Source organism: Amycolatopsis sp. lyj-109 (assembly GCF_046548995.1).
GTDB lineage: Bacteria > Actinomycetota > Actinomycetes > Mycobacteriales > Pseudonocardiaceae > Amycolatopsis.
In genome coordinates, this window is the sequence record NZ_JAJPWR010000016.1 from 234,549 (window position 1) to 254,692 (window position 20,144).

Below are 20,144 nucleotides of genomic sequence, written 5' to 3' on the forward strand. Positions count from 1 at the left end.
GTCATGCGCTTTCCTTCCGTCGTCGCCAGCCGGACTCCCCGCGAACGGCGAATCCGTCGATTTCCAGTTCGGGAAGCAGCGCCCGCACCTGCCGCAACGGGAGTCCGGATTCGGCCGCGACCTCGGCATCGGACCGGTCGGCGCGCACGGCCAGTGCCTCGAAGGCGCGCAATGCCTCGGGCCCCAGCCGGTCGGTGCGCCGTCTCGGCCGGGCCGGGCCGGTGTCCTCGGCGACGCCGAAACGTCCGACGGTCTCGAGGACTTCATCGACGGTCGAGACCAGCGTCGCTTTGGCGTCGCGGATGAGGTCGTGGCAGCCGATGGACATCCCCGACGACACCGGTCCGGGCAGGGCCATCACCACCTTGTCGAGAGCGCCGGCGGTGCTCGCGGTGTTGCGGGCACCGCTGCGACGCCCCGCCTCGACGACCAAGGTGCCCTCGGTGAGAGCGGCGATGAGCCGGTTGCGGACAAGGAAGCGGTGCCGCGCCGGCGTAGCGCCAGGCGGGTACTCACTGATGACGGCACCGCCGGAGCGGACGATCCGGTTCAGCAGCCCGACGTGTCCGGCCGGATAGCCGGCGTCGACCGCGCATCCCAGCACGGCGACGGTGACGCCATCGGCGGCGAGCGCGCCTCGGTGCGCCGCCCCGTCGATGCCGTAGGCGGCCCCCGAGAACACGGGCACGTTCCGACCCGCCAGCCCGTACGCGAACTCGGCAGCGTGGTGTTCGCCGTATTCGGTCGCGGCACGAGCGCCGACGATGGCCACGGCCTGATCGGCGGCGGTGCCGAGCGCCACGTCGCCGGCGACCCACAAGGCCAAGGGCTGCACGGCTTCGGCAACGCCGCGCCGAGCCGCGAGGTCCAGGGCGTGCAGCGGCCAGGCAGGCCACTCGTCGTCTTCGGGCACGACCAGGCGAGCGCCGGCCTCGGCGGCTCGGGCGAAGTCCTGGCTGACGAGGTCGTAGCCACGTCGCGCCTCGGTCGCGTTGAGCACTTCGCCCGGGCAATCGCCACGCCGGATCCGTGCGGCTGCCGCTGTCGGGCCGTGCTCGGCGACGAAGGCGACGACGGCGGGCGCCGGTGGCTCGGCCACCCGCAGCAGGTAGGCACGTGCCTGCCGCAACTCGTCGGTGCTCATGCCGCCACCCGCTCTCGGAAGGCCAGCGCTGCGCCGACCTGTTCGGCTCCGGGGCGGGGTTCGCCGTCCAGGTCGGCCAGGGTCCAGGCGATGCGCAAGCAACGGTCGGCGCCGCGGCCGCTCAGGGCGCCGCGCTCCATGGCTCTGTCCAACACGGCCGTTGCGTCCGTGGACAGGGCGAACTCGCGGCGCAGGGCCGGTCCGGGTACCTCCGAGTTCGACAGCCAGCCGTGCTCGCTCCAGCGTTGAGCCGCGCGTTCACGGGCTGCGAACACTCGCCGGCGCACAGCTTCCGACGGCTCGGCTGGGCCGGTGTAGTGGGCGCTGATCGCGCTCAGCGGGCGCAACCGGACCCTCAGGTCCACGCGATCGAGCAACGGCCCGGAAAGCTTGGCGAGGTAGCGGCGGCGGGCACTCGGCGAACACACGCAGTCCGCGTCCTTCGGCGGCGCACACGCGCACGGGTTGGTGGCCAGGACCAGCTGGAACCGCGCGGGGTAGGTGATCGATCCCTTGACCCGGGAAATGCGTACCTCGCCCTCTTCGAGGACCGTCCGGAGGGATTCGAGGCACTGCCCGCCGAACTCGCAGACCTCGTCCAGGAACAAGACGCCGCGGTGCGCGCGGCTGATCGCGCCCGGTGAGGCGATTCCGCTGCCTCCGCCGATCAGGGCCGGCACCGAGATCGAATAGTGCGGGGCGACGAACGGTGGGACGGTGACCAGCGGCGAGGACTTCGACAGCGAGCCGTCGACCGAGTGGACCGCGGTGACTTCCAGGGACTCCTCCGGGGTCAGCTGCGGGAGGAGGCCGGGCAGGCGCTTCGCCAGCATCGTCTTGCCCACTCCGGGCGGACCGGTGAGGAGGAGGTGGTGCCCGCCCGCCGCGGCGACCTCCACCGCCCAGCGTGCCTCCGGCTGGCCGACGACGTCCGCGAGGTCCGGCACTTCCGGCGGTGTCACCGGGCCGGGTGGCTCCGGGTGGGCCAGCTCGGCTTCGCGGTTCAGCCAGGCCACGAAGTCCCGCAAGTGAGGCGCGCCCACGACTTCGATGCCGTCCACGAGTGCGGCTTCGACGAGGGAGTCCGTCGGCACGACGGCTCGTCCGTACCCGGCTGCCCGGGCCGCCAGCAGGCCCGGGAGGATGCCGCGGACCGCACGGATCCGGCCGTCCAAGGCGAGCTCGCCGAGCAGGACCGTGCCGAGCAGTCGCGTGGCCGGGACCGCACCCGATGCCGCGAGCACCGCCGCCGCGATGCCCAGGTCGAAGGCCGACCCCATCTTCGGCAGGTTCGCCGGGGACAGGCCGAGCGTGACCTTGCCGTCCGGCCAGGGCTGCCCGGAGTTGCGGACGGCCGAGCGAACCCGGTCCTTCGCCTCGCGCAACCCGGCGTCGGGCAGGCCCACGAGGGTGATCCGGCTCAGCCCGCCGCCGAGGTCGGCCTCGATCTCGATCACCCGGCCGTTGATGCCCAGGAGACCCGCTGACCAGGCTTTGGCGATCGGCATCAGAACGCCGCCTCGATGTGCTGCAGCTGCGGGCGGGTGCCCGGCTTCGCCAGGATCACGACCACGTCGTAGCGGACCGGGCACCAGCCGAGGCGGAACTCGCGGAGCCAGCGTTGGGCGGCCCGGCGGACGCGGCCGGCTTTCTCCTCGGTGACCGTCTCCGTCGGGAGGCCGAATTCGGTGCCGGAGCGGGTTTTCACCTCGCAGACGATGATGCGGGTGCGATCGGTGAAGACGAGGTCCAGCTCGCCTTCGCGGCAGCGCCAGTTGCGGGCCAGCAGGACGAGGCCGCGGTCCCGGAGGTAGCCGAGGGCGATGTCCTCACCCCAGGCGCCCAGGTCGCGGCGGTGTCTCGCGAGCTCGTCGGTGCCCGTCATCGTGTTCGCCCCCTCGTCGGTGCGCAACCGTCACCGGGGCGGTCCCGGCGATCACGGTGCGTGCTTTCGACGATGCCAGCGAGTGGACGGGCTTCACCAGACCCGGATCGCGGACCTGTGGACAACCGGGGTGTTGTGGACAACCGGCCCGCGGACCACGACCGCCCGGCACGGACTGTCGGTGGGGTGTGCCGGCTGCGACGAGGGCACGAAAGAACCGCGCCGGCTCACCCAGCAGGGTGAGCCGGCGCGGTCGGCCTCAAACGGACTAGCCCGAGAACGGGCCGTCTTCGGGAAGGCGGAGGTCCGGCTTGTCCAGTTCCTCCACGTTGACGTCCTTGAACGTGATGACCCGGACGTGCTTGACGAAGCGGGCCGGGCGGTACATGTCCCAGACCCACGCGTCGGACATGCGAACCTCGAAGTACACCTCGCCGCCGCCGTCGCGAACCTGGACGTCGACCGCGTTCGCCAGGTAGAACCGCCGCTCGGTCTCCACCACGTACGAGAACTGGCCGACTATGTCGCGGTACTCGCGGTACAGCGAGAGCTCCATCTCGGTCTCGTACTTCTCGAGATCCTCTGCGCTCATGAAATCCGCGCCCCTCCTCGGGATCGTGCTGCTGCTCCGCCGGCGGAGCGTTCATTGTGACCCACACCCGCGGCCGGGGCATGCAGCGGCAGGCTGAGTTGTGGCTCTAATGCCTCGTCGAGGACCGCGGCCAGGCCGGCCGCACCGGGCGTCTCCACGGCCTTCTCCAGCGCCGCGTACGTCAGCAGGACCGGCCGCGCGGGACGCAGGCCGTGCTTGATGGCCACCGTGGCCACGTTGGTGTACGACCAGCGATGGACGTCGCTGGGGCCGTGTTCGCGCAGCGCCGTCAGGTGGTCCGACGTGCTGTACCCCTTGTGGACGTCGAACCCGTAGTGCGGGAAGTCGTCGTGGTAGCCCGCCATGATGCGGTCTCGCGTCACCTTGGCCAGCACCGACGCGGCCGCGATGCAGGCCACCGAACGGTCGCCCTTGATGACCGCCGTGTTCGGGGCCGTCAGGCCCGGGACACGGAAGCCGTCGGTGAGGATGTAGCCCGGGTGCACGCGCAGAGCCGCCGCGGCGCGGCGCATGCCCTCCAGGTTCATCACCCGGATGCCGTAGAGGTCGACCTCTACGGTCGGGATGACGATCACCGAGTAGTCGACGGCCCGGGCGAGGACCAGGTCGTAGACCCGGTCCCGCGCCTTGGCCGTCATCATCTTCGAGTCCGTCAGCTCGGTCAGCTTCGCCGCGTCGCCCTGCTTGAGCACGCAGGCGGCGACCACCAACGGCCCCGCGCACGCTCCGGCGCCGGCTTCGTCCACGCCGGCGACCGGGCCGAGGCCACGGCGATCGAGCGCGCCCTGCAGACCCCAGAAGAGGTCGCCGCGCACCACGGCTCGCGGTGGCCGGATCGGCTCGGCCGCCGTCAGGGGAACGGGAAGTGTCAAGGCTGGATCACCCGTCTGCCGGCAAGGGTCGGGTGCCTAGGGTTTCCGCCCGGCCGCCCGGCGCAGTCCGGACTTGAACTTGCGCCCGACGAACAACACCGGCCACGCCGCCGCTATCCCGGCGCCGAGCGGGAGCCCACTCTGCCAGGCCGGCGCACCCAGTGCCACCGGCTGCGCCGCATCCTGCGGGTTGTGGTCGGTGATCCCGCCCCACCGGCTCGGCGGCAGGACGATGATCCTCGCCTTGCCGATGACGTTCTCCACCGGGACCGCGCCGCTCACGCCGCCGCCGCCCTGGAACCGGGAGTCGTCGGAGTTGTTGCGGTTGTCGCCCTGCACCCAGAGCATCCCCGCGGGGACCTTGACCGGGTCGAAGGTCTTCTGCTCCTGGACGGACGGGTCTTCCCAGTGGATGTACGGCTCGTCGAGCGCCTTGCCGTCCACGATCATGCGGCCCCGCTGGTCGCAGCACTGGACGGTCTGCCCGCCGACCGCGATCACCCGCTTGACGAAGTCACGCTCGTCCGGCGGGGCGAACCCGACCAGCGAGCCGAGACCACGCAGGCCCTGGACGACGATGTTGCTCGACTCCTGCGGCGCGATCTCATTGTTGATCCACGCCTGCGGGCCCTTGAACACGATCACGTCGCCCGGGGCGGGCTCGGTGAAGTCGTAGGTGACCCGGTCGACCAGGATCCGGTCTCCGGTGCACCCGGGGCACCCGTGCAGGGTGGCCTCCATGGAACCCGAAGGGATCATGAAGACCTTCGCGAGGAATGTCTGGATCAGGATCGTGAGCACCAAGGCGATCACGAGCAGGATCGGCAGTTCCTTCCAGAACGACCGTTTCTTGGCGGGCTTGGCTCGCCGCCGACGGGATCCCCCGCGCTCCTCGGATCGGGACAGCCTCGGCTTGTCCTCCTCGGAGCGATCGGGGTCATCCTCGGGAGCGTTCTGGGACACGGGTTCGACCACGTCGTCAGGCTACCGGTAACCGCGTTGCCGCTTACTTGGCCGAGGCCGTCTCGCGGTTCTCGCGGCGCTCCTTGATCTTGGCCTTCTTGCCGCGCAGGTCGCGGAGGTAGTACAGCTTCGCGCGCCGCACGTCGCCGCGCTTGTGCACCTCGACCTCGGCGATGTTCGGCGAGTGCACCGGGAAGGTGCGCTCCACGCCGACACCGAAGGAGACCTTGCGAACGGTGAAGGTCTCCCGGATGCCGCCGCCCTGACGGCGGATCACGACGCCCTGGAAGACCTGGTTGCGCTCGCGGTTGCCCTCGATGACGCGGACGTGCACCTTGAGCGTGTCGCCCGGGCGGAAGTCCGGGATGTCGGAACGCAGCGACTGCTTGTCCAGCGCGTCCAGGGTGTTCATCGGTGGTCCGTCCTCGTCTTCGGTATGGCTTGCGTACAGATCCCGGGCGCGCAACGATGCCGCTGCAGGCGACCAGGGGGCTGTTGGTGGGCTGTACTCATGCCCACGGCACCGGTCAAGTTTACAGACTGGGATCGAGCCGGGAGAACCGGCCCTAAGCCTGCTCGGGATCCAAGCCCTCCAGGACCCCGCGATCGTGCTTGTCGAGGCTACCTTCCGGCAGCGCCGCCAGGAGATCGGGGCGGCGCCGGGCCGTGCGCTCGAGAGCCTGGTCACGTCGCCAGCGGTCGATCAGCGCGTGGTTGCCGGACCGCAGCACGTCCGGCACGGCCAGGTCCCGCCACACCTCCGGGCGCGTGTAGCTGGGCCCTTCGAGCAGGCCGTCGGAGAACGAGTCTTCGGCCGCCGAACGCGCGTTGCCGAGCACGCCGGGCAGCAGCCGGACGACGGCCTCGACGATGACCAGCACCGCCGCCTCGCCGCCGACCAGGACGTAGTCGCCGATCGACACCTCGTCCACCGGCATCCGGCGGGCCGCGTCGTCGACGACCCGCTGGTCGATGCCCTCGTAGCGGCCGCAGGCGAACACCAGGTGCTTCTCCGCCGCGTACGCGTGCGCCAGCTCCTGCGTGAACGGCCGCCCGGCCGGCGACGGGACGACGAGCCTCGTCTCGGGACGGCAGACGTCGTCCAGCGCCGGGCCCCAGATCTGCGGCTTCATGACCATGCCGGGGCCGCCGCCGTACGGCGCGTCGTCGACCGCGCGGTGCACGTCGTGCGTCCAGTTGCGCAGGTCGTGCACGCCGACCTCGATGAGGCCGCGGTCGATCGCCCGGCCCAGCAGCGCGGCGCGCAGCGGGTCGAGGTATTCGGGGAAGATCGTGACGACGTCGATCCGCATCAGGCGTCCAGGAGCCCTTCCGGCGGGTCGAGCACGACCCGGCCGCCCGCGACGTCCACGGTGGGGACGATCGCGCGGACGAACGGCACCAGCACTTCGCGGCCGTCGACGTCCAGCTCCAGGAGCTCCCCGGCGGGCGAGTGGACGACCTCGACCACCTTGCCCACGACGGTGCCGTCCGCCAGCTCGGCCCGCAGGCCGGCCAGCTCGTGGTCGTAGAACTCGTCGGGGTCCGAAGTCGGCGGCAGCGTGTCGGTGTCGGCGAGCAGAAGCGCGCCCCGCAGCGTCTCGGCGACGTCGCGGGTCAGGACCTCCTCGAAACGCACCAGCAGCCGCCCGCTGTGTTCGCGGGCGGCTGCGATGGTGAGTTCCCTTTTGCTGCCGTCACGCAGCTTCGTCGTGACGGCCACACCGATCTTGAACCGCTCTTCCGGCGAGTCCGTGCGCACGTCCACCGCGAGTTCCCCGCGGATTCCGTGCGCCTTCGCGATGCGGCCGACTACGACGTCCATCCTGACCGTTTCCGTGAAGGCCGTGAAGGCTCAGCGGTCCGTGTCGACGACGTCCACGCGGACGCCGCGGCCACCGATGCCGCCCATGACGGTGCGCAGGGCGGTCGCCGTGCGACCGCCCCGGCCGATCACCTTGCCGAGGTCGTCGGGGTGCACGTGCACCTCGAGCGTGCGACCACGACGCGTGGTCAGCAGCTCGACCCGGACCTCGTCCGGGTTGTCGACGATCCCGCGCACCAGGTGCTCGAGGGAGTCCGCGAGGAAACTCACTCGGACTTCTCGCCCTCAGCAGCCTCTGCCTTCTCGGCCTCGGCCTTCTTCGGGGCGGACTTCTTCTTCGGCGTGGTGGCCTCGGTGGAGGGCTCCTCGCCGGCCGCGGCCAGCGCCGCGTTGAACAGGTCCTGCTTGGACGGCTTCGGCTCGGCCACCTTCAGGGTGCCCTCGGCGCCCGGCAGGCCCTTGAACTTCTGCCAGTCACCGGTGATCTCCAGCAGGCGCTGGACCGGCTCGGTCGGCAGCGCGCCGACACCCAGCCAGTACTGGGCGCGCTCGGAGACGACCTCGATCAGGCTCGGCTCTTCCTTCGGGTGGTACTTGCCGATCGTCTCGATGGCCTTGCCGTCCCGGCGGGTGCGCGCGTCGGCAACGATGATGCGGTAGTACGGCGCACGGATCTTGCCGAGGCGCTGCAGCTTGATCTTGACGGCCACGGGTGTGGGTTCTCCTCGAATCTCTCTGGTGCTGGGCTGGGCGCACGCGGTCCGAGTGGGGACACGGACGCGGGCACCCGAAGGTCAGGAGCTTTCGCACGGTGAGAGGGTCCGGCGGAAGCAGGCAGTGTGCCATTCTGCCAGACGGCGCTCCCGGGACCGGAAACAGGCCTAGAAAGAGGCCACCCCGAGCGCCCCGAGCAGGATGGTCAGCGCCGGCAGGAAGTTGTTCACCTGGTGCGCGACGATGCTGGCCGGCAGCCGGCCGGTGACCAGCCGGGCGAGGCCGATCGGCACCGCGATGACCAGCAGCAACGTCGTCCGCAGGGGCTCGAGGTGACTGGCCGCGAACACCGCCGTCGACAGCAGGAACGCCGCGACGCGGCCCCAGCGCTCGCTGCGCCACTGCAGCTGTTCCGCGGCGCCCCAGAGCAGGCCGCGGTAGATGATCTCCTCGCAGATCGGGCCGAGGAGCCAGAGGTAGACGAACATCACCAAGGCCGCCGACACCGACATCGTGCGGTCCTCGACCAGCGCGCTGATCGCCGACGTCGCCTTGGCGTCGCCGACGAGCCGCGTCCAGAAGTAGGCGCCGAGGGTGGTGAAGACGAGCCCGATGCAGCCGTACCGCAACCCGGTCTTCACGTCGGCCCAGCGCCACTCCAGCCGCAGGTCGGACACGGGCCCGTTGCCGCGGACGTAGGTGACCAGCACCGCGACGCCGGCCGCGATCATCGTCGGCAGCATGGTGCCGAGCAGCACGACGCTCATCGGCAGCGGACCGGGGCCGGTGTCGCCGACGAGGGCCGACACGAAGGCCGCGGAGGACAGCAGCACGGCCTCGACGAGCAGGAAGGCCCCGAAGCCCCACCGGTGCCGCGGCGCGGGCGGCAGGAAGGCCGCCGCGGCGGGGTCCTCGGGCTCGGGGAACGGTGTGGCGTCGGCAGCCTGGTCCCGGGGCTGGGAAGTGGTCACGCCTTGCCCTCCGCGTCGGTCGGCTCCAGATGCCGAGCCTAGTCGCCGCGATGTGATCTCACAGTATCCGTCCAGCTACTGTCCATCGAACTTCGCAACGTTCAGTGCGCGACGAACAGCAGCACCGCGGGCGGCAGGTTGTTCGCCGCGTGGGCGATCACCCCGGCGCTGACCCGGCCGGACAGGTACCGGGCCAGCCCCATCGCGATGCCCTGGCCGAACAGCGCGATGGTGCGGGTCGGCTCGCCGTGCAGCTGGGCGAACACCAGCGACGTGACCACGAGCACCACCCACGGCGGCACCCGGTGGATCGACAGCGCGTTCCACAACGTGCCGCGGACCAGCAGTTCCTCGGTGATCGGCGCGCCGGCGATGACGATCACCGCCGCGAGCACCAGCCACACCGTGTCGCCGTCGAAGGTGTCGGCGAGGTCGGTGAGCGGGCTGTCGGAGACGTCGTCGGCGCCGTAGACCGCGATCAGCATCAGGTTGAGCAGGTAGCCGACGACCAGCGCGAGCACCCCGCAGGCGAGGCCGATCCGGACGTCGCGCCAGGTCGGCTTGAGGCCGAAGTCGGTGCGCAGCCCCTGTCCCCATCGCCACGAGCCCGCCGCCGGGCCGAGGCCGAGCAGGAGGTTGGGCACGAACGCCAGGAGCAGGAGCGGGCCGATGTCGTGCAGTTCGAGGGGGTCGAACTCGCCGACGTTGCGGTTGACCGCCGCCGCGATGATGAGGTTGGCCAGGTAGTAGCCGGCGATGCCCGCGAAGAACGCCACGAAACACCAGTGCGCCCCGAGCACGCGCCGTGCGCCGTCGTCGTCCGTCACGCGTCCCACGCTAAAGTGCCGACCCCGCAAGGAAATCGGCGGGGGTCTAGTACTACAGGGACACTTGTGTGCGTGACCTGGGGAAACAAGGTCACCGTTTGCCGTGGCTGGTGGTCGTGAGTGGTAATTCGGGTTCTAACCCGAATTACCACTCACGACCAGCCGCGGCAGACCGGCGTCCAGGATTGTCCTGGCAGGCTGTCTTCGGCCGCACCGAACAAAGATCTCGCCCTGCAGTACTAGGCGTACACGACCCCGCCGAGCACGATGTGCGAAGGATGCCGGAGGACGCCCAAGTCCTCGCGCGGGTCGCTCGGGTAGACGAGCAGGTCGGCGGGTGCGCCGTCGTCGATGCCGGGGTGGCCGAGCCAGTCGCGGGCGGCCCAGGACGCGCTCGCGAGGGCCTGCTCGCGCGTCATGCCGGCGCGGTGGAGCGCCTCGATCTCGTCGACGAGCCTGCCGTGCTCGACCAGGCCACCGGCGTCGCTGCCCGCGAAGACGCGTACGCCGGCTTCGATCGCCGAAGCGACCATCTCGCCGACGCCGGCGTGCAACGCGCGCATGTGCGCGGCGTACGCCGGGTACTTGCCGGCCTTGTCCGCGATGCCCGGGAAGTTCTCGATGTTGATCAGCGTCGGGACCAGGGCGACGTCGTGGCGCGCCAGCTCGGCCAGCTGATCGGCGCTCAGGCCGGTGCCGTGTTCGAGGCAGTCGATGCCGGACGCGATCAGGCCGGGCATGGCCGCCTCGCCGAACACGTGGGCGGTGACGCGGGCGCCGTGGTCGTGCGCGACCTTGACGGCCTCGGCCAGGACGTCGTCCGGCCACAGAGGTGCCAGGTCACCCACGCCGCGATCGATCCAGTCGCCGACGAGCTTGACCCAGCCGTCGCCGTCCCGGGCCTGCTCGGCCACCGCCTCCGGCAGCTGTGCCGGATCGTCCAGCTCGATGCCGAGGCCGGGGATGTAGCGCTTGGCCAGGGCGAGGTGCCGCCCGGCGCGGATGATCGCCGGCAGGTCGGCCCGCTGCTGCAGCGGGCGGACGTCGATGGGCAGGCCGCAGTCGCGGATGAGCAGCGTTCCGGCGTTCCGGTCGGTCAGCGCTTGCTGCGCCGCCTCTTCGAGCGACACCGGCCCGCCGACGCCGATGCCGGGGTGGCAGTGCGCGTCGACCAGGCCGGGCACGAGGAAGACGTCCCGGCCGAGACTCTCGGCGTCCGGCACCGGCTCGAACGAGATCCGGCCGCCGGTGATCCACAGCTCCCCCGGCTCGCCGCCGGGCAGGATCACCCCGGCGGCGTGCAGTGACTTCTCCAAAGCGTGGCTCAATTGTCCTTGGGGTTCTTCGGCAGCTTGAACTTCGTCGGGTCGAAGCCCGGGACGTCGTTCATGCCGCCGAGCTGCGACAGGTCGGGCATCCCACCCGGCATCTGGCCGCCCGGGGGCAGCATCGGCATGCCGCCGGGGAAGCCGCCGCGAACCTTGGGCTGGGTCGGGCCGCGCCCGCCCTTCTTGCCCTTCTTGCCCTTGCGGGACTTGGAGCCGCCCCCGCCGCCGAAGCCGAACCGGCCGGCCATCTGGGCCATCATCTTGCGGGCTTCGAAGAACCGGTTGACCAGGTCGTTGACCTCGCGGACGGTGACGCCGGAGCCGTTGGCGATGCGCAGCCGCCGCGAGCCGTTGATCATCTTCGGGTCTTCGCGCTCGGCCGGGGTCATGCCGCGGATGATCGCCTGCAGCTTGTCGAGGTGCTTGTCGTCGACCTGGGCCAGCTGGTCCTTCATCTGGCCGGCGCCCGGGAGCATGCCGAGCAGGTTGCCGATCGGGCCCATCTTGCGGACCGCGAGCATCTGCTCGAGGAAGTCCTCCAGGGTGAGCTGGCCGCTCGACAGCTTCTCCGCGGCCTTCTCGGCCTGCTGCTGGTCGAAGGCCTGCTCGGCGTGCTCGATCAGGGTGAGCACGTCACCCATGCCGAGGATCCGCGACGCCATCCGGTCCGGGTGGAAGGTGTCGAAGTCCTCGAGCTTCTCGCCGTTGGAGGCGAAGAGGATCGGCTGGCCGGTGACCTCGCGGACGCTCAGCGCGGCGCCACCGCGGGCGTCGCCGTCGAGCTTGGTGAGCACGACGCCGCTGAAGCCGACGCCGTCCTGGAAGGCCTGGGCCGTGGTCACGGCGTCCTGGCCGATCATCGCGTCGACGACGAACAGGATCTCGTCCGGCTCGACCGCGTCGCGGATGTCCGCGGCCTGCTTCATCAGCTCTTCGTCGACACCCAGGCGGCCCGCGGTGTCGACCACGACGACGTCGTGCTGCGCGTGCTTGGCCTCGGCGATGGCGCGGCGGGCGACGTCGACCGGGTCGCCGACGCCGTTACCCGGCTCGGGTGCGAACGTCACGACGCCGGCGCGCTCGCCGACGACCTGCAGCTGCGTGACGGCGTTCGGGCGCTGGAGGTCGCAGGCGACCAGCATCGGCGCGTGGCCCTGCTTCTTCAGCCACATCGCGAGCTTGCCGGCGAGCGTCGTCTTACCGGCACCTTGGAGACCGGCGAGCATGATCACGGTCGGCGGGGTCTTGGCCAGGTTCAGCCGGCGCGTCTCGCCGCCGAGGATCCCGACGAGCTCCTCGTTGACGATCTTGACGACCTGCTGCGCGGGGTTGAGCGCCTGGGAGACCTCGGCGCCCTTCGCGCGCTCCTTGATCTTCGCGATGAAGGTCTTGACCACGCCGAGGGCGACGTCGGCCTCCAGCAGCGCGATGCGGATCTCGCGCGCGGTGGCGTCGATGTCGGCGTCGGACAGCCTGCCCTTGCGCGTGAGCGTCTGCAGGGCGGCGGTGAGCCGATCGGAGAGGGTGTCGAACACGGGTGTGCACGCTCCAGCTGGGTCGATGGTGGCGCGCCGGACGCGGCCGGCCCTGTCGAGGGTAGTCGCTCCGGGTCTCCCGCCTCGCGCGGTACGCGCACGTACTACACATAGGAGTACTAACATTGCCTCCACATCGGGAAAAAGACTGGAAAACACCTCCGGATTAAGTAAACCTACGTGTATGACTTCTGCGCCTGTCCTCCGTGAACCGGCCACCGACGCCGACGAGCCGGTCCCGCTCCGGCGGGTCGCCGGCCTGTTCCGCCCGCACCGCGGGCCGCTCGCCGCGCTGTTCGCGCTGATCGTCGTGCAGGCCGGCCTCGGCGTCGTCTCGCCGTTCCTGCTGCGCGAGATCCTCGACGACGCCTTGCCGCACCGCGACACGCTGCTGATCAGCCTGCTGGCGGCGGGGATGATCGCGTGCGCGGTCGGCAGCGGTTCCCTCGGCGTCGCCACCACCGGCCTGTCCAACACCATCGGGCAGCGGGTGATGAACGAGCTGCGCGTCTCCGTCTACGGCCACCTGCAGCGGATGTCGCTCGGCTTCTTCACGCGGACGAAGAGCGGCGAAGTGCTCTCGCGGGTCTTCAACGACATCGGCGGCGTCGACAACGTGATCACCACGACCGCCGGGTCGATGGTGCAGAACGCGACCACGACGATCGCCATCACGGTCGCCCTGGTCGCGCTCGACTGGCAGCTCGCGGCGCTGTCCCTGGTCGTCGTGCCGCTGTTCCTGCTGTTCACGCTGCGCCTGGGCAAGAAGCGCCGGACGCTGGCCCGCGGCCGGACGCGGCGGCTGGCCCGGCTGACGACCATGGTCGAGGAGTCCCTGTCGGTCACCGGCGTCCTGCTCGCCAAGACGATGGGCAACGAACGGGCGGTGCGCGAGCGATTCGGCGCCGAATCGTGCGAGATCGCGGCGCTGGAACGCGCGGCGGCGCTGGCCGGCCGCTGGCAGACGGCGTCGCGGGCGATGAGCCTGACCGTCATCCCGGCGCTGGTCTACTGGATCGCCGGACTGTCGCTGGCCGGCGGCGCGTCGCCGATCTCGCTCGGCACCGTCGTGGCGTTCACCAGCATGCTCAACCGGCTGGTCGCCCCGGCGAGCGCGATGCAGACGATCGGGCAGAACGTGGCGACGTCGAAGGCGCTGTTCGGCCGCATCTTCGAGGTCCTGGACCTACCGGTGGAGATCGCCGACAAGCCCGGCGCCCGGGTGCTGGAGGTGCGCCGCGGCGACGTCTCGATGCGCGGCGTCTCGTTCCGGTACGACGCGTCGGACACCGCCGGGCCGCTCACCCTGGATGGCATCGACCTCGACGTGCCGGCCGGGACCACGACCGCGCTGGTCGGCTCGACCGGCTCGGGCAAGACGACGCTCGCGTACCTGGTCGCGCGGCTGTACGAGGTGAGTGAAGGATCGGTGAAGATCGACGGCACCGACGTCCGGGACGTCACCCTCGCCTCGCTGGCCGCCGGGGTCGGGATGGTGTCGCAGGAGACCTACCTCTTCCACGACACCGTGCGGGAGAACCTGCGCTTCGCCAAGCCGGACGCGACCGACGAGGAGGTCGAGGCCGCCGCGAAGGCCGCGCACATCCACGACACCCTGGCCGGCCTGCCCGACGGGTACGACACGGTCGTCGGCCAGCGGGGCTACCGGTTCTCCGGCGGCGAGAAGCAGCGGATGGCGATCGCCCGGATCCTGCTGCGCAACCCGCCGGTGCTCATCCTGGACGAGGCGACCTGCGCGCTCGACACCCGCACGGAACGCTCGGTGCAGGCCGAGCTCGACCGGCTCGCCGCGGGCCGCACGACGCTGACGATCGCGCACCGGCTGTCCACTGTGGAGCACGCCGATCAGATCGTGGTGCTGCACGAGGGCCGGATCCGCGAACGCGGGACGCACGCCGAGCTGCTGGCGCGCGACGGGCGTTATGCCCGGCTGGTCCGCGGGACCACCTAATCTGGACGACATGCAGCCCGAGACCATCCACGCGGACGCCGAACTCGCCGATCTGTCCCGGCGGGTGCGGGAAGGCGTCGGGCGGCTGAACTGGCGGATGCGGGCCGAGGCGGACCAGAGCAGCCCGGGCCCGGCGGTGCTCGCGGTGCTGAGCAGGCTCTACCGGGCGGGCACGCACACACCGACCGAGCTGGCCGAGGCGGAACGGCTGCAGCCGCAGTCGATGACCCGGATCCTGGCGTCGCTCACCCTCCGCGGGCTGGTCACGCGGACGCCGGATCCCGACGACGGGCGCCGCTCGCGGGTCAGCATCACCCCGGACGGCCTGGCGGTGCTGCGCGAGTACACCGGCCAACGCGAGCGCTGGCTGGCCGACGCCCTCGAGGCGACGCTGTCGCCGACCGAGCGTCAGCTGCTCCGGCTGGCCGCCGACCTGCTGATCCGGGTCGCGGACGCCTGAAAGCTGCCGTGGAGACCCCTCGATCCCTCCACGGCAGCCTTCGGACACCCCCTTCGGTTCCCGCGCCGCCTCCCCGCGGTGCGGGACGGGTTCCGGAAACGGGCCGCTCCTCCTTCGGCCCGCCCCGGAACCCTGGCGCCCGGACGGCTCACCTCCCCAGGGGCCGTCCGGACTTCCCCCCTCCGCCAGCGATCCGGTATCCGCTGACAGGAGGAAGTCTGCCGCGCCGAGAGGGTGCGGGTTGAGTGTGAGAACCCTCAATTACCCGTGGGTAGTAATACTCAAGACGTCTTCGTGCGACTGCGCGTCGCGGCTCGCTTCGCCGTCGTACGCGCCTTCGCGGCCCTCGAAGCAGCCGCCTTGGCCTTCGTGACGGCCGCGTTGCGCGCGTCCTCCGCTTCGGCGGCGCTCTCCTGCAACGCCGCCAGCAGGCGGGTGACGCCCTCGGCCTGTTCGGCGGCCGTCGGCTGGACGACCTCGGCTCCGTCGATCTTCGCCTGGACCAACGCCTGGAAGGCCTCGCGGTAACGGTCCGGGTACCGGCCGGGGTCGAACTCGCCGGTCAGCTGCTCGACCAGGTTCACCGCGCGCCGCAGCTCGCCGGGGCGGATGTCGACGTCGGCGTGCCGGAACGGGAAGTCGGGGGTGCGCACCTCGTCGGGCCACCGCATCGTCTCGAGCACGATGACCTGATCGCGCACGCGCAGCGCGCCGAGCGTCTCGCGGCGGCGCAGCGCGACGGTGACCAGCGCGAGCCGGCCCGACTGCTGGAGCGCCTCGCTGAACAGCACGTACGGCTTCGTGCCCGCCGGGTCGGGTTCGAGGTAGTAGCTCTTCGCGAACCAGAGCGGATCGACGTCGGGTACCGGTGCGAACCCGCGGATGGCGATCGTGCGGCCCGCCATCGGGAGCGACGCCAGCTCGTGATCGGACAGCAGGACGACGTCGCCGCCGGGAACGGGGTAGCCGCGGATCATCTCCCCGGGCGGCACCTCGGCGCCGTCGATCTCGCACACGCGCTTGACCCGGATACGGCCGCCGTCGGTCTCGTGCACCTGGTGGAGCGGGATTTCCCGCTCTTCGGTGGCGCTGTACGCCTTCACCGGGATGGCGTAACTGCCGAACCCGATCGTGCCCGTCCACACTGCGCGCATCCGTGCCACCTCCGCAGCTCCAGGCTAGACAGCGCCCGTGGCGGATCGACAGCTACAAACGGGTGTCAGGCGCGACGGATTCGCTCACACATTCGAACGACGGCGTGACCTCGTCGAGCGCCTCGGCCGAGCACCGGGAGGCGCACGCGGCCGCGCGGAGCACCTCGGCGACCACCTCGACGTCCAGCGGCGGGGCCGCGGCGAGGGCGTCCGAACCGCCTTCGACCCGGGCGGCGAGGCCGGCGAGCGCGTGGGAGATGGCTTCCTGCCCGGCGACCAGCTGGGCGACGACGTCGGTGAGCTCGGCCGTCGTGGCGCCCGGGCCGCCGCAGCGCAGTCCGGCGGCGAGTTCCTCGGCGCAGGAGCGCAGGTGGGTGGCGACGACGGTCGGCGGCAACGTCAGCCGATCCTGCATCGTGCACCCCCCTCGAGCCGGTCGAAGCAGCCATAGTGCCACCGCACGCGCCGTGACCGGACGCGACACACCGCCGCCCGCATATTTGACCGACCGTTCTCGATACGGCTAGGGTTTCGATCATGTCCCGGGTCAAGGAGTTCGACGTCGGCGAAGCCTGCGACGGCGCGCTCACCCTCTTCCGGCGCCAGGGGTACGAGGCGACGTCGGTCAGCGACCTAGTCACGCACCTCGGCGTCGCGAAGGCCAGCCTGTACGCCACCTTCGGCACGAAGCACGACCTCTACGTCGCGGCGTTGAAGCGCTACGCGGAACGAACCGACGCACGGGTGATGGCGCAGTTGTCGGAGCCGGGTTCCGGGGTGGCCGCGGTGCGCCGGCTGTTCGACGGCTACACCGCGGAAATCCTCGGCGACGAGACGAGGATGGGCTGCTTCGTCGTCAACGCGGCGATCGAGCTCCTCCCCCGCGATCCCGAAGTCGCCCGGGTGGTGGAACGCAGCTGGGACACCCTCGAGGTCGCCCTCACCATGGCGCTGGAACGCGCGAAGGCCCAGGGCGAGCTCCCCGGCGGCAGCGACCCGGCGACGCTGGCGCGTTTCCTGCTCACCGTGCTGCAGGGGCTGCGCGTCCTGGGCAAGGGCACGGACGCGGCGAGCCGGGTGAACGCGGCCGTCTCCCAGGCCTTGCGCCTGCTCTTTCAAGAATGATCGGACCAGAAAGAAGGTACACGATGGGGGCACGTTTCGCGGGCAAGGTCGTCCTGGTGACGGGCGGCGGCTCGGGCATCGGACGGGCGACGGCGGGGGCGTTCGCCGGCGAAGGCGCGACGGTGGTCGTCGCCGGGCGCGACGAGCGGCGGCTGACGGCCGCGGTCGCGGAGATCGGCGGCGACGCGAGCGCGGTGACCGTCGACGTGACCGACTCCGCGGACGTGGCCCGGATGGTGGAGACGGTCGTCGCGCGGCACGGCGGACTGGACGTCGCGTTCAACAACGCGGGCATCCTCGGGTCGCCGGCGGCGGCCGCGGACCTCGGTGAGGACGACTTCGGCGCGGTGCTGGGAACGAACGTCACCGGGACGTGGCTGTGCCTGAAGCACGAAGTCACCCACATGCGGGCGCACGGCGGCGGCGCGATCGTCAACATGGCGTCGAACATCGGCGCCCACGGCAGGCTGCCGAACATGGCGGCCTACGCGGCGTCGAAGGCCGCGGTGAGCGCGCTGACCAGGACGGCAGCACGCGACCACATCGCCGACGGCGTCCGCATCAACGCCGTCAGCCCGGGTGCGACCGACACGGACATGTCCCGGCGTCCGGGCGAGACGGACGCCGATCGCGCCGCGCGGTTGAAGAACGCGATTCCGCTGGGCCGGGTGGGTGCCACCGCCGAGGTGGCCGCCGCGGTGCTGTGGCTGGCTTCGGACGAAGCCGCCTTCACCGTGGGGCACGACCTGGTGGTCGACGGCGGCGCGACCGCCTGAGCGGCCCCACCCGGGCCCGCGGAGGGGAGTGGGCCGGATCCGCCTCCGGCGGGGATTCACGATTCACGGTTGCGCATGGTGACGATTCCTCTCTCGGGCGGAAACGGGCGGGATACAGGCCGGGGTCAGGACTCGCGGTTGCGCACAGCGGTCTCCTTCCGGGCGCGGAGGAACGGGGGCACGGCGACTCAGGACTCGCGGTTGCGCACGACGGCTCTCCTTCCGGACGCGGTGAGCAGGGATCGCCTCGATTCAGGACTCGCGATTGCGCACGACAGCTCTCCTCTCGGGCACGGACGGACGAGGGTCGTAGCTGCTCAGGACTCGCGGTTGCGCATGACGGCCTCCCTCCGGCGGTTCGCGCGGACTTCGGGACTCGGGGGCCTCAGGACTCGCGGTTGCGCATGGCGGCGGCCTCCCTTCACTGCTCCGAACGTGTGGCAATCATCGATCGCGGCCGCCCGGTGTGGTGGGGTGGACACGGATCGTCGGATCACCCAGGGGAGTTGCACCGCCTTGAGTATGGACGGCGCCCGTCCGGCCCAACCCCGCGCGGGACGGATCCGTGGGGCGCTGAATCCTGCTCACTGGACCCTCTGGCAGCAGCGCGGGTCGCTGATCTTCTACTGCTTCCTCGTCGAGCCGATCGCGCTCGCCGCCACCCTCTGGGCCGCCGTCACCGTGCCCACGCACCGGTGGGACCTGGCCGTCTTCGGCATCCTCAGTTGCCTCGGCGTCCTGCAGGCCGAGCTCGGCCGCAAGATCGAGCGCGTCCGGCGGCTGGTGTCCGACACCCCGCACATCAACCTGACGTCGGTCTGGACGTTCGCCGGCGTGCTGCTCCTGCCGCCCGCGCTCGTCACCGCGCTGATCGCCGTCCTCTACCTGCACCTGGCGACGCGCAGCCTCGCGCGGATCAAGCGCGTCCCGCCGTTCCGGACGACGCTGAACGCGTCGCTGGTCGTCATCACCTGCTACGCGGCCGAATTCGTCCTGGTCCGCCTCGGCGTCCCGGACATGTACGGGGCGCTGACGGCGGGCTGGCGCGGCGTCACGGCCATCACGCTGGCCGCGGTGGCGTACTTCCTGGTCTCGGCGATCACGATCGTCCCGGCGCTGACGATCACCAAGCGCACGATCAAGGCGTTCTTCGGCGGCCTGGGCGACAACCTCCTCGAGGTCGCGACGCTCTGCCTGGGCCTGCTCACGGCGTTGACGCTGGCGACACTGCCCGCGCTCGCCGTCGCGATCGTGCCGCCGCTGCTGGTGCTGCACCGGGCCGTGCTGATCAAGCAGCTGGAGATCGCCGCGACGACCGACGAGAAGACCGGCCTGTTCAACACGACCGGGTGGCACCTGCTCGCTTCGCGCGAGCTGGCCCGCGCCCAGCGCAGCACGCGCAGCACGTTCGGCGTGCTGATGATCGACCTGGACTACTTCAAGCTGATCAACGACGAGCACGGTCACCTCGCGGGCGACACGGTGCTGCGCGCGGTCGCGGCGACGATCAAGAGCGCGGTCCGCGACTACGACTCGGTCGGCCGCTTCGGCGGCGAGGAGTTCGTCGTCCTGCTCCCGGACATCGGCCCGGCGGCGGTGCTGGCGGTGGCCGAGCGCATCCGCTCGGCGATCGAGTCCCTGAAGGTCGAGTACGAGGACGGCACCGCTACCCGCGCGATCGGCGGCCTGTCCGCCTCCATCGGCGTCGCCACCTACCCGGACGGCGGAACCGCCGTCGACCGCCTGCTGCAGGCCGCGGACAAGGCCCTGTACCGAGCCAAGGACGCGGGCCGCAACCAGGTGGTCGACGGCACGGCGATCGCCTAGCGGCTCACGTCAAGCGCCCCAAGGCGGGGTGGATTCATGTGGTTGTTGCAACATGCTCTACATCGGACAGTAGCATGTTGATCTTTTCCTGCGGGGTAAGCCAGTTCAGAGTCTTGCGGGGACGGTCGTTGAGCCGGGCAGCGACAGCAGCGA

Annotated in this window: 22 protein-coding genes; 5 read left to right on the forward strand and 17 right to left on the reverse strand. The window is 71.0% G+C overall.

Annotated elements, in window-relative coordinates; genetic code table 11:
- Position 1: 1 nt before the first annotated feature.
- From dprA to ffh, 15 genes are all read right to left on the reverse strand, one after another.
- The gene (gene dprA / locus ACLJQF_RS32410; protein ID WP_410614128.1) at positions 2-1,144 is read right to left on the reverse strand and encodes a DNA-processing protein DprA; all 1,143 of its coding nucleotides are present in this window, start codon (positions 1,142-1,144) and stop codon (positions 2-4) included.
- The gene (locus ACLJQF_RS32415) at positions 1,141-2,652 is read right to left on the reverse strand and encodes a YifB family Mg chelatase-like AAA ATPase (RefSeq protein WP_410614129.1); all 1,512 of its coding nucleotides are present in this window, start codon (positions 2,650-2,652) and stop codon (positions 1,141-1,143) included. The genes dprA and ACLJQF_RS32415 overlap by 4 nt, the downstream gene beginning before the upstream one ends.
- On the reverse strand, positions 2,652-3,029 hold the full coding sequence (locus tag ACLJQF_RS32420; RefSeq protein WP_410614130.1) for a YraN family protein: 378 nt from the start codon (positions 3,027-3,029) through the stop codon (positions 2,652-2,654). The genes ACLJQF_RS32415 and ACLJQF_RS32420 overlap by 1 nt, the downstream gene beginning before the upstream one ends.
- Before the next feature lie 268 nt (positions 3,030-3,297).
- The gene (locus ACLJQF_RS32425) at positions 3,298-3,621 is read right to left on the reverse strand and encodes a DUF2469 domain-containing protein (protein ID WP_003096226.1); all 324 of its coding nucleotides are present in this window, start codon (positions 3,619-3,621) and stop codon (positions 3,298-3,300) included.
- On the reverse strand, positions 3,618-4,460 hold the full coding sequence (locus tag ACLJQF_RS32430) for a ribonuclease HII (protein ID WP_410614158.1): 843 nt from the start codon (positions 4,458-4,460) through the stop codon (positions 3,618-3,620). Before ACLJQF_RS32430 ends, ACLJQF_RS32425 begins: the two co-directional genes overlap by 4 nt.
- A gap of 90 nt (positions 4,461-4,550) precedes the next feature.
- The gene (gene lepB / locus ACLJQF_RS32435; RefSeq protein ID WP_410614131.1) at positions 4,551-5,489 is read right to left on the reverse strand and encodes a signal peptidase I; all 939 of its coding nucleotides are present in this window, start codon (positions 5,487-5,489) and stop codon (positions 4,551-4,553) included.
- Between the two features lie 31 nt (positions 5,490-5,520).
- Positions 5,521-5,889, reverse strand: coding sequence for a 50S ribosomal protein L19 (gene rplS, locus ACLJQF_RS32440; RefSeq protein ID WP_285989249.1), 369 nt, complete (start codon positions 5,887-5,889; stop codon positions 5,521-5,523).
- 154 nt (positions 5,890-6,043) lie between these two features.
- Positions 6,044-6,790, reverse strand: a complete 747-nt coding sequence (trmD, locus tag ACLJQF_RS32445) for a tRNA (guanosine(37)-N1)-methyltransferase TrmD (RefSeq protein ID WP_410614132.1) — start codon at positions 6,788-6,790, stop codon at positions 6,044-6,046.
- The gene (gene rimM, locus ACLJQF_RS32450) at positions 6,790-7,302 is read right to left on the reverse strand and encodes a ribosome maturation factor RimM (RefSeq protein ID WP_410614133.1); all 513 of its coding nucleotides are present in this window, start codon (positions 7,300-7,302) and stop codon (positions 6,790-6,792) included. Before rimM ends, trmD begins: the two co-directional genes overlap by 1 nt.
- 30 nt (positions 7,303-7,332) lie before the next feature.
- Positions 7,333-7,572, reverse strand: coding sequence for an RNA-binding protein (locus ACLJQF_RS32455; RefSeq protein WP_003103110.1), 240 nt, complete (start codon positions 7,570-7,572; stop codon positions 7,333-7,335).
- Positions 7,569-8,012, reverse strand: a complete 444-nt coding sequence (rpsP, locus tag ACLJQF_RS32460; protein ID WP_103343715.1) for a 30S ribosomal protein S16 — start codon at positions 8,010-8,012, stop codon at positions 7,569-7,571. Before rpsP ends, ACLJQF_RS32455 begins: the two co-directional genes overlap by 4 nt.
- 171 nt (positions 8,013-8,183) lie before the next feature.
- Positions 8,184-8,987, reverse strand: a complete 804-nt coding sequence (locus ACLJQF_RS32465; protein WP_410614134.1) for a CPBP family intramembrane glutamic endopeptidase — start codon at positions 8,985-8,987, stop codon at positions 8,184-8,186.
- Positions 8,988-9,088: 101 nt separating this feature from the next.
- A complete protein-coding gene (locus ACLJQF_RS32470; RefSeq protein ID WP_410614135.1) occupies positions 9,089-9,814 on the reverse strand; it encodes a CPBP family intramembrane glutamic endopeptidase in 726 nt (241 codons plus the stop codon).
- A 239-nt stretch (positions 9,815-10,053) separates the two neighbouring features.
- Positions 10,054-11,130: an amidohydrolase family protein gene (locus ACLJQF_RS32475; RefSeq protein ID WP_410614159.1), complete on the reverse strand. Its 1,077-nt coding sequence runs from the start codon at positions 11,128-11,130 to the stop codon at positions 10,054-10,056.
- Positions 11,131-11,138: 8 nt separating this feature from the next.
- The gene (gene ffh, locus ACLJQF_RS32480) at positions 11,139-12,677 is read right to left on the reverse strand and encodes a signal recognition particle protein (protein ID WP_410614136.1); all 1,539 of its coding nucleotides are present in this window, start codon (positions 12,675-12,677) and stop codon (positions 11,139-11,141) included.
- Positions 12,678-12,861: 184 nt separating this feature from the next.
- On the opposite strand from ffh, the gene ACLJQF_RS32485 reads away from it, so the two are divergent.
- Both ACLJQF_RS32485 and ACLJQF_RS32490 read left to right on the forward strand, forming a co-directional pair.
- Entirely contained in the window at positions 12,862-14,649 is a 1,788-nt protein-coding gene (locus ACLJQF_RS32485) for an ABC transporter ATP-binding protein (protein ID WP_410614137.1), read from the forward strand.
- 10 nt (positions 14,650-14,659) lie between these two features.
- Positions 14,660-15,109 carry a MarR family winged helix-turn-helix transcriptional regulator gene (locus ACLJQF_RS32490; RefSeq protein WP_410614138.1) on the forward strand — a complete coding sequence of 150 codons (450 nt, stop codon included), beginning with the start codon at positions 14,660-14,662 and terminating at the stop codon, positions 15,107-15,109.
- Positions 15,110-15,390: 281 nt separating this feature from the next.
- Here the strand turns inward: ACLJQF_RS32490 and ACLJQF_RS32495 are convergent, their stop codons facing one another.
- Positions 15,391-16,263: a Ku protein gene (locus tag ACLJQF_RS32495; RefSeq protein WP_410614139.1), complete on the reverse strand. Its 873-nt coding sequence runs from the start codon at positions 16,261-16,263 to the stop codon at positions 15,391-15,393.
- A 52-nt stretch (positions 16,264-16,315) separates the two neighbouring features.
- Positions 16,316-16,678: a hypothetical protein gene (locus tag ACLJQF_RS32500; RefSeq protein ID WP_410614140.1), complete on the reverse strand. Its 363-nt coding sequence runs from the start codon at positions 16,676-16,678 to the stop codon at positions 16,316-16,318.
- 122 nt (positions 16,679-16,800) lie between these two features.
- Between ACLJQF_RS32500 and ACLJQF_RS32505 the strand changes: the two genes are divergently transcribed.
- The 3 genes from ACLJQF_RS32505 (at position 16,801) to ACLJQF_RS32515 (ending at position 19,991) form a co-directional block, all read left to right on the forward strand.
- On the forward strand, positions 16,801-17,388 hold the full coding sequence (locus ACLJQF_RS32505) for a TetR/AcrR family transcriptional regulator (RefSeq protein WP_410614141.1): 588 nt from the start codon (positions 16,801-16,803) through the stop codon (positions 17,386-17,388).
- 23 nt (positions 17,389-17,411) lie between these two features.
- Positions 17,412-18,164, forward strand: a complete 753-nt coding sequence (locus ACLJQF_RS32510) for a glucose 1-dehydrogenase (protein WP_410614142.1) — start codon at positions 17,412-17,414, stop codon at positions 18,162-18,164.
- 522 nt (positions 18,165-18,686) lie between these two features.
- Positions 18,687-19,991: a GGDEF domain-containing protein gene (locus ACLJQF_RS32515; RefSeq protein ID WP_410614143.1), complete on the forward strand. Its 1,305-nt coding sequence runs from the start codon at positions 18,687-18,689 to the stop codon at positions 19,989-19,991.
- The last annotated feature ends 153 nt before the right edge of the window (positions 19,992-20,144 follow it).

Coding starts and splice junctions, on each gene's coding strand:
- dprA (WP_410614128.1), bottom strand. CDS start 1,144: ATGAGCACCGACGAGTTGCGGCAGGCACGTGCCTACCTGCTGCGGGTG.
- ACLJQF_RS32415 (WP_410614129.1), bottom strand. CDS start 2,652: ATGCCGATCGCCAAAGCCTGGTCAGCGGGTCTCCTGGGCATCAACGGC.
- ACLJQF_RS32420 (WP_410614130.1), bottom strand. CDS start 3,029: ATGACGGGCACCGACGAGCTCGCGAGACACCGCCGCGACCTGGGCGCC.
- ACLJQF_RS32425 (WP_003096226.1), bottom strand. CDS start 3,621: ATGAGCGCAGAGGATCTCGAGAAGTACGAGACCGAGATGGAGCTCTCG.
- rplS (WP_285989249.1), bottom strand. CDS start 5,889: ATGAACACCCTGGACGCGCTGGACAAGCAGTCGCTGCGTTCCGACATC.
- trmD (WP_410614132.1), bottom strand. CDS start 6,790: ATGCGGATCGACGTCGTCACGATCTTCCCCGAATACCTCGACCCGCTG.
- rimM (WP_410614133.1), bottom strand. CDS start 7,302: ATGGACGTCGTAGTCGGCCGCATCGCGAAGGCGCACGGAATCCGCGGG.
- ACLJQF_RS32485 (WP_410614137.1), top strand. CDS start 12,862: ATGACTTCTGCGCCTGTCCTCCGTGAACCGGCCACCGACGCCGACGAG.
- ACLJQF_RS32490 (WP_410614138.1), top strand. CDS start 14,660: ATGCAGCCCGAGACCATCCACGCGGACGCCGAACTCGCCGATCTGTCC.
- ACLJQF_RS32495 (WP_410614139.1), bottom strand. CDS start 16,263: ATGCGCGCAGTGTGGACGGGCACGATCGGGTTCGGCAGTTACGCCATC.
- ACLJQF_RS32500 (WP_410614140.1), bottom strand. CDS start 16,678: ATGCAGGATCGGCTGACGTTGCCGCCGACCGTCGTCGCCACCCACCTG.
- ACLJQF_RS32505 (WP_410614141.1), top strand. CDS start 16,801: ATGTCCCGGGTCAAGGAGTTCGACGTCGGCGAAGCCTGCGACGGCGCG.
- ACLJQF_RS32510 (WP_410614142.1), top strand. CDS start 17,412: ATGGGGGCACGTTTCGCGGGCAAGGTCGTCCTGGTGACGGGCGGCGGC.
- ACLJQF_RS32515 (WP_410614143.1), top strand. CDS start 18,687: ATGGACGGCGCCCGTCCGGCCCAACCCCGCGCGGGACGGATCCGTGGG.